Here is a 12854-nt window from a genome sequence, read left to right as displayed (position 1 = left end):
CGCAGATGCCTGATTTTAGAGGGCATTCGGGAATCCTTCGATGTCTTGAGTCAACAGTTGCGCAGCCAGCGCCTGTACGTGCGGATGACTGAAGAAAGCCAGCAGTTGTTCGCCGCGCGTGGTGCCGATACCGGATTCGCGAGACCACTGCTCGGCAGTCCTGGCCGCCAGTGAAGACCAGCCCGCGCTCAGGTCAGCGTCGCGTGGTGCGGGTATCCCCAAGGCGTGCAGCCACTGCTGGAAGGGGCGGGTGCGTGCACCGTCGAATCCTTGCAACAGCCGTTCGGCACTGGCTGCACTGAAGCCGGGTAGCTGGCGCAGTTGGTCGTCGGTCACTGTCAGCCAGTCGGCCAGGGTGTTGACCAGGCCCGCCTGCACCAGGTTGCGCCAGGTCGCAACGCCCACTCGCGGTATATCCAGCCCCTGCTTGCCGCTTAGCCAGGCAAGTCGGGCGATGAACTGTTCTTCGCAGCCGGGGCTGGCCTGCCAGCAGCTCAATGCATGAAATTGCCCGATTGCCGGAGGGTCCACCGGCTGGCGATGAACGCTGCGATGCACCACCTGATCCAGGCGCGGGATGGTCAGCCCTGCCAGGCTGATCGCCACCTGGTCACCCGGGCGGATGTCCAAGGACTGCCAGCGTGGCAATGAGCCCAGGCTGACCTGGGTGATGCGCCGGTCATCGAGCATAACCGGCTTTAACTGCAGCACAGGCGTGACCTTGCCGGTGCGCCCGATCCGGAAACGCACCTCACGGACCTCGGCCAGTGCCTGGGCGAAGGGGTACTTCCAGGCAGCGATCCAATAGGGCGCGTTGGCCCGCCAGCGCTCGGCGGGTGGGCGGCTGTCCTGACGCAGGATCACCCCGTCGGTGGCGAAGGGCAGCGGTGTGCGGTACCAGTGCTGGCGCCAGTGGGCCGCTTCGTCATGAGTGCTGATAGCAACGCTGTAGCGCTGGCTGTCGGCGAAACCCAGCGCTGCCAGCCTGGCCAGGCGCTCGGCCTGGGTGCTCGGGCCATCGGGCCAGTCCCAGACGAACAGGCCGATTCCGCCACCCAGCTCGGCGCTCAATTGTTTGCGCGACATCAATCCGGCCACAGTGCCGCGAGCATTAAGCCCGCCAGCAGCCGATTGCACATGATCGTCGAGGCGCCAGTACAGTTCGCCTTGCAAGGTGAGATCGAGTGGCTGGGATAGTTGCCGGGTTATGCCATCGAGAGAAGGAATATGCCGGCTCCAGTCATGTCCGTGAACACCATCTCCACGGCTGAGCAGTTGCATCAGCTGGCCTTGGCGAAACACCAGGGTGACAGCGACACCATCCACCTTGGGCTGAATCCAGATGCTCTGTTTGCCCTGTATCCATTGAGCGACTGCCTGATCGTCGGCCAGCTTGGCGACGCCAGTGTGCGCGACGGGATGGGTTATTGGCCCGCGGGCACTGGCGAGCGGGTTATCGACGGCCTGCAGGTCGAAGCAACCTTGAAGAAGTTTCAGGCGCTGCAGGCTCTGGTCGTAGATCTCGTCTGCCACCAGTGAGCGGCCCAGGTGATGGTAATGCTCATCCCAGTTGGCCAGGGTCTCACGCAGCCGATCGGTCTCGTTGCGCGCCAGGTCGATTGACCAGGTGGGGCATTCATCGGCGCGGCTTGTGGATAAGTGCAGGGTAAGCAGAAGGTAAACGAGCAGTTTGAGCAACATGGCCAGCATCCTTGCTTGGCGATATGGAACCCTTAGCCTAGGCAATGGATGCTTAGGGCAGCGTCGTCAGTTGTCAGCCGATATGTCATGAAAAAAGCCCCAGCCGATCGCTCGGCTGGGGCTTTTGCTTGCAGCCTCGGGGCTTACAGACCAGCAGCAGCGCGCAGGGCGTCGACGCGGTCGGTGCGTTCCCAGGTGAAGGTGGTGAAGGTGTCGTCGCCGACAGTCTTCTGCTGCGGGATACGGCCGAAGTGACCGTAGGCGGCAGTTTCCTGGTACATCGGGTGCAGCAGGTCGAGCATGGTGGTGATCGCGTATGGACGCAGGTCGAAGCACTCACGTACCAGCTGGACGATCTTGTCGTCGGAGATCTTGCCGGTGCCGAAGGTGTTCAGCGAGATGGAGGTAGGCTGGGCTACGCCGATAGCGTAGGAAACCTGGATCTCGCAGCGCTCGGCCAGGCCTGCGGCGACGATGTTCTTGGCCACATAGCGACCGGCGTAAGCGGCGGAACGGTCAACCTTGGACGGGTCTTTGCCGGAGAACGCGCCACCGCCGTGACGGGCCATGCCGCCGTAGCTGTCGACGATGATCTTGCGACCGGTCAGACCACAGTCACCTACCGGGCCGCCGATGATGAACTGGCCGGTCGGGTTGATGTGGAACTGGGTGTCTTTGTGCAGCAGTTCGGCAGGCAGGGTGTGCTTGACGATCAGCTCCATGACCGCTTCCTGCAGGTCTTTCTGCGAGACTTCAGGGTTGTGCTGGGTCGACAGGACCACGGCGTCGATGCCGACCACTTTGCCGCCTTCGTAACGGCAGGTGACCTGCGACTTGGCATCCGGACGCAGCCACGGCAGCAGGCCGGACTTGCGTGCTTCGGCCTGACGCTCGACCAGACGGTGCGAGAAGCAGATCGGTGCTGGCATCAGCACGTCGGTTTCATTGCTGGCATAACCGAACATCAGGCCCTGGTCGCCAGCGCCCTGGTCTTCCGGCTTGCTGCGGTCAACGCCCTGGGCGATGTCTACCGATTGCTTGCCGATGATGTTCATCACGGCGCAGGTGGCGCCGTCGAAACCAACGTCGGAGCTGTTGTAGCCGATGTCGACGATGACGTTACGGACGATCTCTTCCAGGTCTACCCAGGCCGAGGTGGTGACTTCACCTGCGATAATCGCTACACCGGTTTTCACCAGGGTTTCGCAGGCTACGCGTGCGTATTTGTCCTGGGTGATGATGGCGTCCAGCACGGCGTCCGAAATCTGGTCGGCGATTTTGTCCGGATGCCCTTCAGACACGGACTCGGAGGTGAAAAGGGAGTATTCGCTCATCTCGACGGGTTCCTAAAATTTACCGATGTTGAGTGTCGCCAGCCGGTCGCTGAAAATGGCGGACCTGGATCTGGAAACCATTACGTAAGCCCACATACAGGCTGTCCCCGGGAGCCAGTCCCGCAGCGCTGGCCCAACGGGCCAGGTCGTCCTGCTCAAAGCCCAGCCAGATATCGCCACAGGCCTCTCTGGCCCAGCTCTGATCGTGACTGCACAACTCTGTTACCAACAGGCTGCCGCCTGCTTTCACACGGTTGGCCAGCTGCCGCAGGGCTTCGGCCGGGGCGCTGAAATGGTGCAGGACCATGTTCAGCACTACGCAGTCGGCTTCCACATCCGTTGCACTGAGTGCATCGGCCAACTGCAGGTTCACATTAGCCAGGTCTTCGCGGTGACAGACCTGGCGTGCCAGCTCGAGCATGGTCGGGCTGTTGTCCAGTGCGGTGACCCGAACAAACCGCCGGGCCAGTTCGGGAAGAAATTCGCCATCGCCAGGGCCTACTTCAAGAGCGCTGGCGTCAGCGCTGAAGCTGAGTTTGTCGAGCAGCGCCAGGAGGCTTTCGCGGTACTGCGGCAGCCCGGCGATCAGGTCCTGCTGGGCACGGAACTTCTCTTCGACACGCAGGAAGAAGTCCTGGCTGGTGGCGGCCCGGCGTTGCTGGACCTGACCGATGCGCTCCTGCACTTCATCCGCCAGGCTCAGGCCATCGACTTCTTCGAGCAGCGCCGCATGCAGCTTGCCACCCAGGCGCAGGCCATCGGGCAGGGCGCGACGATAGAAGATCGCGTTGCCTTCGCGGCGGGTTGCCACCAGTCCGGCCTGGGCCAGCACCTTGAGGTGGTGGCTCATGCCCGACTGGCCGATGGCGAAGATCTGCGCCAGCTCCAGCACGCCAAACGAGTCGCTGGCCAGTGCCCGTAATACGTTCAGGCGCAGCGGGTCGCCGCTGGCTTTGCACAGGGCAGCCAGATCTTCGCTTTGCTCGGGACGGATTGCAGGCACAGGTAGATTCATGGGACGGCAGTCTAGTCAGGCTGTGGCAGCGTCGCAAGAGCAATATCAAAAAGTTTTGATATTGCACGATAAGCGGGGCAATTCGTCGCAGGACGGCACGACCGATCCTGCTGTTTGCCCGGCTTAACGCCTGATTCTTCGTTCAATCACAGGAAAATCATGCTGCATCGACCATCCGTCATTGCCCCCGGGGGCGTGCCTGGGCGAAAATGGCCGCCTTTTTTCGTTTCATAATTAATTCAAGCCCCAGGAGATAAGCGATGCCCAGCCGTCGTGAGCGTGCCAACGCCATTCGTGCCCTCAGCATGGATGCCGTGCAAAAGGCCAACAGCGGCCATCCAGGTGCCCCTATGGGCATGGCGGATATCGCCGAGGTTCTTTGGCGCGACTATCTGAAACACAGCCCGAGCAACCCGAACTTCGCTGACCGTGACCGCTTCGTGCTGTCCAACGGCCACGGCTCGATGCTGATCTATTCGCTGCTGCACCTGACCGGCTATGACGTCACCATCGACGACCTCAAGTCTTTCCGTCAGCTGCACAGCCGCACCCCGGGCCACCCGGAATTCGGTTACACCCCAGGCGTCGAAACCACCACCGGCCCGCTCGGCCAGGGTCTGGCCAACGCTGTTGGTTTTGCCCTTGCCGAAAAAGTCATGGGCGCCCAGTTCAACCGCGAAGGTCATAACATCGTCGACCACCACACCTATGTATTCCTGGGTGACGGTTGCATGATGGAAGGCATTTCCCACGAAGTCGCTTCCCTGGCCGGTACCCTGGGCCTGGGCAAGCTGATTGCCTTCTACGATGACAACGGCATCTCCATCGACGGCGAAGTCGAAGGCTGGTTCACCGACGACACGCCGAAGCGTTTCGAGTCGTACAACTGGCAGGTGATCCGCAATGTCGACGGCCATGATCCGGAAGAGATCAAGACCGCCATCGACACCGCTCGTAAGAGCCCGCTGCCGACGCTGATCTGCTGCAAGACCACCATCGGTTTCGGTTCGCCGAACAAGCAGGGTAAAGAAGACTGCCACGGCGCCCCGCTGGGTGACGCGGAAATCGCCCTGACCCGCGAAGCGCTGAAGTGGAACCACGGTCCGTTCGAAATCCCGGCCGAAATTTACGCCGAGTGGGATGCCAAAGAAGCCGGCAAGGCTGTTGAAGCCCAGTGGGACAAGCGCTTCGCCGCCTACGCCGCCGCCTTCCCGGAACTGGCCAGCGAACTCAAGCGTCGTCTGAGCGGCGAGCTGCCAGCAGACTTCTCCGAAAAGGCCACTGCCTACATCGCTGAAGTCGCGGCCAAAGGCGAAACCATCGCCAGCCGTAAAGCCAGCCAGAACACCCTGAATGCCTTCGGCCCACTGCTGCCGGAATTCCTCGGCGGCTCGGCGGACCTGGCCGGTTCCAACCTGACCCTGTGGAAAGGTTGCAAGGGCGTCAGCGCTGAAGATGCCAGCGGCAACTACATGTACTACGGCGTGCGCGAATTCGGCATGACCGCCATCATGAACGGCGTTGCCCTGCACGGCGGCCTGGTGCCTTACGGCGCGACCTTCCTGATGTTCATGGAATACGCCCGCAACGCAGTACGCATGTCGGCGCTGATGAAGCAGCGTGTGATCCACGTCTACACCCACGACTCTATCGGTCTGGGCGAAGACGGCCCGACGCACCAGCCGATCGAGCAACTGACCAGCCTGCGCAGCACGCCGAACCTGGACACCTGGCGTCCAGCTGACGCCGTCGAATCGGCGGTGTCCTGGAAGCAGGCACTGGAGCGCAAGGACGGCCCTTCGGCGCTGATCTTCTCGCGTCAGAACCTGCAGCACCAAACCCGTGATGCTGGCCAGATCGCCGACATCAGCCGCGGTGGCTACGTATTGAAAGACTGCGCAGGCGAGCCTGAGCTGATCCTGATCGCCACCGGTTCCGAAGTCGGCCTGGCCGTTCAGGCGTTCGACAAGCTGACCGAGCAAGGCCGCAAAGTCCGCGTCGTTTCGATGCCATGCACCAGCGTGTTCGATGCTCAGGACGCTGCCTACAAGCAGTCTGTACTGCCTCTGCAGGTCGGTGCGCGTATCGCTATCGAAGCGGCCCATGCCGACTTCTGGTACAAGTACGTCGGCCTCGAAGGCCGCGTGATCGGTATGACCACCTACGGCGAGTCGGCCCCGGCGGCTGCTTTGTTCGAAGAGTTCGGCTTCACCCTGGAGAACATCCTGGGTACTGCTGAAGAGCTGCTGGAAGACTGATCCTGGCGGTGCTGGATTGATCGCGGGGCAAGCCCGCTCCCACAGGTTTTATGATTATTCCTGTGGGAGCGGGCTTGTCCCGCGATGGCCTCACCCGAGAAAACGTTCTGTTCCGTGAGCATCCCATGCCCCAACCGCGTCCTTACAAAGTTGCACTCAACGGCTACGGCCGTATCGGTCGTTGCGTCTTGCGCGCACTCTTTGAACGGGGAGCGAAGGCGGGCTTCGAGATCGTCGCACTGAACGACCTGGCCGATCAGGCCAGTATCGAATACCTGACTCGCTTCGACTCCACCCACGGGCGTTTTCCCGGTGAGGTGAAGGTCGATGGCGACTGTCTGCATATCAATGGCGACTGCGTAAAAGTCTTGCGCAGTGCCACCCCGGAAGGCATCGACTGGGCGGCGCTTGGCGTCGATCTGGTACTGGAGTGTTCCGGCGCCTACAACACCCGTGCCGACGCCCAGCGTTTCCTCGACGCCGGTGCACCGCGGGTGCTGTTCTCGCAACCGATGGCCAGCGAAGTGGACGTCGATGCAACGATTGTCTACGGCATCAACCAGGATTGCCTGGATGGCAGCGAGCGCCTGGTTTCCAACGCCTCCTGCACCACCAACTGCGGTGTGCCGCTGCTGCGCGTGCTTGACCAGGCCTTCGGCCTTGAGTACGTGTCGATCACCACGATTCACTCGGCGATGAACGATCAGCCGGTCATCGATGCCTATCACCATGAAGACCTGCGCCGTACTCGCTCGGCGTTCCAGTCGGTGATTCCGGTGTCCACCGGGCTGGCCCGCGGTATCGAGCGCCTGCTCCCGGAACTTGCCGGGCGAATTCAGGCCAAAGCCGTACGCGTGCCGACCGTCAACGTGTCGTGCCTGGACATCACCCTGCAGACCGCCCGCGATACCACCGCAGCCGAGGTCAACCAGGTGTTGCGTGACGCCGCCCTGAGCGGACCGCTCAAAGGGCTGCTGGCCTACACTGAACTGCCGCACGCCAGTTGTGATTTCAACCATGACCCTCATTCGGCGATTGTCGATGCCAGTCAGACCCGCGTTTCCGGCCCCCGGCTGGTCAACCTGCTGGCCTGGTTCGACAACGAATGGGGGTTTGCCAACCGTATGCTCGACGTTGCCGATCATTATCTGCACGTCGTCAATCAAACCCGCTCCACTTGTAAACAGCCCTGAAGGACTGCATTCATGACCGTGTTGAAGATGACCGACCTCGATCTGCAAGGTAAGCGCGTACTGATCCGCGAAGACCTCAACGTCCCTGTGAAGGACGGTGTGGTTGCCAGCGATGCGCGTATCCTGGCTTCGCTGCCGACCATCAAGCTGGCGCTGGAAAAAGGCGCGGCCGTGATGGTCTGCTCGCACCTGGGCCGCCCGACCGAAGGCGAGTTCTCGGCCGAGAACAGCCTCAAGCCGGTGGCTGACTACCTGAGCAAGGCCCTGGGCCGCGAAGTACCGCTGGTTGCCGATTACCTCGACGGTGTCGAGATCAAGGCCGGCGACATCGTGCTGTTCGAGAACGTACGCTTCAACAAAGGCGAGAAGAAGAACGCCGACGAGCTGGCGCAGAAGTATGCTGCCCTGTGCGATGTGTTCGTGATGGACGCGTTCGGCACCGCTCACCGTGCCGAAGGCTCGACTCATGGCGTCGCCAAGTTCGCCAAGGTCGCTGCCGCAGGCCCGCTGCTGGCTGCCGAACTGGACGCCCTGGGCAAGGCCCTGAAAGCCCCGGCCAAGCCAATGGCGGCCATCGTTGCCGGCTCCAAGGTGTCGACCAAGCTTGACGTCCTGAACAGCCTGAGCGAGATCTGCGACCTGCTGATCGTCGGTGGTGGCATTGCCAACACTTTCCTGGCCGCTGCCGGTCACCCGGTCGGCAAGTCGCTGTACGAGCCGGACCTGATCGACACCGCCAAGGCCATCGCCGCCAAGGTCAACGTGCCACTGCCGGTGGACGTGGTGGTTGCCAAGGAGTTCGCTGAAAGCGCCGCTGCCACCGTCAAGCTGGTGGCTGATGTTGCCGAAGACGACATGATCCTCGACATCGGTCCGCAAACCGCGGCCAACTTCGCCGAGCTGCTGAAATCGTCGAAAACCATCCTGTGGAACGGCCCGGTTGGCGTGTTCGAGTTCGATCAGTTCGGTAACGGCACCAAAGTGCTGGCCCAGGCGATCGCCGAAAGCGCGGCATTCTCCATCGCCGGTGGTGGCGATACCTTGGCGGCCATCGACAAATATGGTGTTGCCGAGCAAATCTCCTACATTTCTACCGGTGGCGGTGCATTCCTCGAGTTCGTCGAGGGCAAGGTCCTGCCAGCAGTGGAAGTACTGGAACAACGGGCCAAGGCCTGATCCGCTCAGCGCCTGGCAAAGGGAGCGACCTGATGGTCAAGCGATTGCCTGTGTTTGTCCTGGTCGGGATGCTCGGCGCTTGCTCGAGCACCCCGGAGTCTTCGGCCGATAAGCCCGGCGCGCCGAAAGGCGGCTGCTATCAGTCTGAATGGCAGGCGGAAACCGTCCCGGTGATCAACAAGCGGCTCGGCCCGGATGGCCTGGAAAAGTATGACGACGAACATCAGCGCCAGGCTCAGGGTTGCCCTTGATCGGTTGATGGCAACCTACCGGCCAGTTTGTGGTCTGCTAGAGGATATTGGATGAAAGGTGTCGTGGCCTTGATGGCCCTGGCAGTACTGGGCGGATGCGCAAGCTTCACGTCTTCACCGGCGTCGGCGCCGTCAGACAACTGGACGCGCTGGGTGTGTGACAGCCAGGCCGAAGTGCTCTGGCGCTTTGCCGACAGCAGCCAGCAAAGCCTCGACGTCCGTCTGGGCGGCGGTGACCAGGTTTACCGGCTCAATGCCGAGCCGGGCGCTTCGGGTTCGTTGTACAGCGATGGCGTGCTGGCGCTTCACAGCAAAGGTGACGAAGGCCTGGTGTACTGGGTCGCCACCAACGATTTGATAGGGCGGGGCTGCAAGGCACCGTGACTGGCCGGGCCGCGTGATGGCGGCCCACACTACTTGAATAGCAACCGCCACTGCGGCAGGCTTGCACGATTAAAACGACGCTTGTCGGGAGAGAGATACACAATGGCACTCATTAGCATGCGCCAGATGCTGGACCACGCCGCCGAGTTCGGTTACGGCGTACCAGCTTTCAACGTCAACAACCTCGAGCAGATGCGCGCCATCATGGAAGCTGCCGACAAGACCGACTCCCCGGTGATTGTCCAGGCTTCGGCCGGTGCCCGCAAATACGCTGGCGCCCCGTTCCTGCGCCACCTGATCCTGGCGGCCATCGAAGAATTTCCGCACATCCCGGTGTGCATGCACCAGGACCATGGCACCAGCCCTGACGTCTGCCAGCGTTCGATCCAGCTGGGCTTCAGCTCGGTGATGATGGACGGTTCCCTGGGTGAAGACGGCAAGACCCCGACCGACTACGAGTACAACGTCCGTGTCACCCAGCAGACCGTGGCCATGGCTCACGCCTGCGGCGTTTCGGTTGAAGGTGAGCTGGGTTGCCTGGGCTCGCTGGAAACCGGTATGGCTGGCGAAGAAGACGGCATCGGTGCCGAAGGCATTCTGGACCACAGCCAGATGCTGACCGACCCGGAAGAAGCTGCGGACTTCGTCAAGAAGACTCAGGTTGATGCCTTGGCCATCGCCATCGGTACCAGCCACGGTGCGTACAAGTTCACCAAGCCACCTACCGGTGATGTCCTGGCGATCGACCGTATCAAGGAAATCCACAAGCGCATCCCTAACACCCACCTGGTGATGCACGGTTCTTCCTCGGTTCCGCAAGAGTGGCTGGCGATCATCAACCAGTACGGCGGCGACATCAAAGAAACCTACGGCGTGCCGGTTGAAGAAATCGTCGAAGGCATCAAGCACGGCGTGCGCAAGGTCAACATCGACACCGACCTGCGTCTGGCCTCCACCGGTGCCATGCGCCGCCTGATGGCACAGAACCCGAGCGAGTTCGACCCACGCAAGTTCTTCGGTGCCACCGTAACGGCCATGCGCGATGTGTGCATCGCCCGTTATGAAGCCTTCGGTACTGCCGGCCATGCTTCCAAGATCAAGCCGATCTCCCTGGAAGGCATGTTCCAGCGTTACCTCAAAGGTGAGCTGGCCGCCAAGGTCAACTAAGACCCGGGCTAGAAAAAACCCGCAGCGATGCGGGTTTTTTTATGCCCCTCGCGCCAAGTACAGGGTGGTATTGGCCTGAGTAGACAGACCGTTAGTCGGCTTACGGAACTTTCCACGGATGATGGCAATCTGATGACTTCAGATTTATGGCAGCCAGGTCTAGAGTTAGTTTCGGGTTTCGACCGAAATTCGATGTCAGTTTCACAAGAGAAGCAGCATGGATTGCGCGCAACCTCACACAAACGATGGCGGCTCGGTTTTACTGATCGTCGATGATTACCCTGAAAATCTGATCAGCATGCGTGCCTTGCTGGCCCGTCAGGACTGGCAAGTACTTACCGCAGGCTCCGGAACGGAAGCCCTGAGCGCGTTGCTTGAGCACGAAGTCGACCTGGTGCTGCTGGATGTGCAGATGCCGGGCATGGATGGCTTCGAAGTCGCCCGTCTGATGCGCGGCAGCCAGCGTACACGGCTTACCCCGATCATTTTCCTGACTGCCAATGAGCAGTCCCAGGCGGCTGTACTCAAGGGTTATGCCAGTGGCGCGGTGGACTATCTGTTCAAACCCTTCGACCCGCAGATCCTCAAGCCCAAGGTCCAGGCCTTGTTGGAGCAACAGCGCAACCGGCGTTCGCTGCAGCGCCTGAGCCATGACCTGGAGGCCGAACGGGCATTCAACGCATCGGTGCTGGAAAACGCCGCCGAGGGCATCCTGGTGGTGGCCGAAGACGGCCTGATCCGCTTTGCCAACCCGGCCATTTCCAGTTTGCTGGATGCATCGTTCGAACATTTGCAAGGCAAGGGGGTGCTGGATTTCGTGCAGTCACCCGGATCGGGCGGGTGGCGTGAGTCGGCTTTCTATCAGGCTTACCTGGCGCGGGACACCCTGCGGATTCACGATGCTGTCCTGCGTACGGTCGGGGGACATCCGATTCCGGTGGCCCTGTCGTGTGCGGCGTTACCCAGCGAGCAGCGGGCGTTGGTGATTACGGTGCTGGATATGTCGGTGGTGCGCAATCTGCATCAGCAACTCGAGTATCAGGCGATCACCGATCCATTGACCGGCCTGCTCAATCGACGTGGTTTCTATCAGGCGGCCGAAAGTGCGTTGTTGCGCAACGAGCGCGCGGACCGGCCTCAGGCCTTGTTGTTCCTCGACCTGGACGGGTTCAAACGCATCAATGACTCACTGGGGCACGAAGCCGGTGACCGGGTGCTCAACTGGGTCGCCGAGCAGCTCAAGGATTGCCTGGGCTCCTGCGCGATTCTTGCGCGCATGGGCGGCGACGAATTCACCGCGCTGCTCGACGCCCTGGATTGCCCCGAACAAGCTGCGCGATTTGCCGAAAAGCTGATTGAGCGCATGTCGATCTACCAGGAAATCGACGGGCTGGAAGTAACGCTTGGGGTCAGCATCGGGATTGCCACTTATCCCGAGTGCGGGTCCAGTCTGGATGGGCTGCTGCGGGCTGCTGATGCTGCGATGTATGCAGCCAAGCAGTCGGGACGCCAGCAGTATCGGTATTATGATCAGGACCTGAACGGTCGCGCTCGATCACGGCTGATGCTTGAAGACAGTGTGCGCAGCGCAATCGAACACAAGGAATTCAGCCTGGTCTATCAGCCCCAGGTGGCCTTGGCCGATGGCCGGTTGCGGGGCTTCGAAGCGCTGTTGCGTTGGCGTCATCCGAGTGTAGGGGACGTACCGCCGGGTTTGTTCATCCCGCTGCTGGAGGAGGCCCGGCTGATTACGCGTCTGGCCAGCTGGATCTACCAGAACGGGGCGGCCCAACGCCGGGCCTGGTACGAACGCTACGATGCCGGGGTGGTGCTGAGCATCAGCCTGAGCCAGGTGCAGTTCAGCATGCCCAACCTGGTGGAAGAGCTGGCGCGGGTGATTTTCAGCCAGGAACTTCAGCCTGCCCAGCTGGAAGTGGAAATTGCCGAAACTACTTTGCGCTACAACCTCGACGATGCCATGAAACAGCTGCACCGCTTGCATACACTGGGTGTGCGTATCGCGCTGGACGATTTTGGCGCCGGTGATTGTTCGCTGCGTATGGTGCGTGATCTGCCCATCGACACGCTCAAGCTCGATCGGCATCTGGTCGCGCGGCTACCGGACTCGACTGCGGATGCCGCGATGGTCAGCAGTGTGATCGAGCTGTGCCGGGCGTATGGCATCAGTGTCATCGCTGAAGGCGTCGAAACGCCTGAACAAGTGCACTGGCTGCGGGCCAATGGCTGTGAGTATGTGCAAGGATTTTTACTGGCGCACCCGATGACCGCAGCGCACGCCAGCGAGTTTCCACGCTTTTTTGACTGGCATCCGGTGTAGTTGGGTACACTGCGTTTTTACCCGTCTGCTTTGCGAC

10 protein-coding genes are annotated in these 12854 nt (G+C 61.3%); 7 read left to right on the top strand and 3 right to left on the bottom strand.

The window, feature by feature from the left end:
* Positions 1-15 precede the first annotated feature (15 nt).
* The 3 genes from ligB to ACVI9W_RS10180 all read right to left on the bottom strand — a co-directional run bounded on the left by ligB (position 16) and on the right by ACVI9W_RS10180 (position 4050).
* Entirely contained in the window at positions 16-1701 is a 1686-nt protein-coding gene (gene ligB, locus ACVI9W_RS10190; RefSeq protein WP_461529928.1) for an NAD-dependent DNA ligase LigB, read from the bottom strand.
* A gap of 143 nt (positions 1702-1844) precedes the next feature.
* The gene (gene metK / locus ACVI9W_RS10185; RefSeq protein WP_038615329.1) at positions 1845-3035 is read right to left on the bottom strand and encodes a methionine adenosyltransferase; all 1191 of its coding nucleotides are present in this window, start codon (positions 3033-3035) and stop codon (positions 1845-1847) included.
* A gap of 19 nt (positions 3036-3054) precedes the next feature.
* Positions 3055-4050, bottom strand: a complete 996-nt coding sequence (locus tag ACVI9W_RS10180; protein ID WP_461529927.1) for an ArsR/SmtB family transcription factor — start codon at positions 4048-4050, stop codon at positions 3055-3057.
* Between the two features lie 260 nt (positions 4051-4310).
* Here ACVI9W_RS10180 and tkt point away from each other — a divergent pair, with 260 nt between their 5' ends.
* The 7 genes from tkt (at position 4311) to ACVI9W_RS10145 (ending at position 12817) form a co-directional block, all read left to right on the top strand.
* Positions 4311-6308 (top strand): transketolase, encoded by a 1998-nt coding sequence (gene tkt, locus ACVI9W_RS10175; protein ID WP_461529926.1) that lies wholly within the window; start codon positions 4311-4313, stop codon positions 6306-6308.
* 125 nt (positions 6309-6433) lie between these two features.
* Entirely contained in the window at positions 6434-7501 is a 1068-nt protein-coding gene (gene epd, locus ACVI9W_RS10170; protein WP_274296446.1) for an erythrose-4-phosphate dehydrogenase, read from the top strand.
* 12 nt (positions 7502-7513) lie between these two features.
* A complete protein-coding gene (locus ACVI9W_RS10165; protein WP_461529925.1) occupies positions 7514-8677 on the top strand; it encodes a phosphoglycerate kinase in 1164 nt (387 codons plus the stop codon).
* Positions 8677-8928, top strand: a complete 252-nt coding sequence (locus ACVI9W_RS10160) for a hypothetical protein (protein WP_461531815.1) — start codon at positions 8677-8679, stop codon at positions 8926-8928. Before ACVI9W_RS10165 ends, ACVI9W_RS10160 begins: the two co-directional genes overlap by 1 nt.
* Before the next feature lie 51 nt (positions 8929-8979).
* Positions 8980-9312, top strand: coding sequence for an MliC family protein (locus tag ACVI9W_RS10155; RefSeq protein WP_461529924.1), 333 nt, complete (start codon positions 8980-8982; stop codon positions 9310-9312).
* 102 nt (positions 9313-9414) lie between these two features.
* Positions 9415-10479, top strand: a complete 1065-nt coding sequence (gene fba, locus ACVI9W_RS10150) for a class II fructose-bisphosphate aldolase (RefSeq protein ID WP_422420254.1) — start codon at positions 9415-9417, stop codon at positions 10477-10479.
* 217 nt (positions 10480-10696) lie between these two features.
* A complete protein-coding gene (locus ACVI9W_RS10145) occupies positions 10697-12817 on the top strand; it encodes a putative bifunctional diguanylate cyclase/phosphodiesterase (RefSeq protein ID WP_461529923.1) in 2121 nt (706 codons plus the stop codon).
* The last annotated feature ends 37 nt before the right edge of the window (positions 12818-12854 follow it).

The organism is Pseudomonas sp. 210_17 TE3656 (assembly GCF_054821965.1).
Note: the sequence above shows the minus strand (reverse complement) of the source record. Positions and strands in the feature narration are given on the sequence as shown.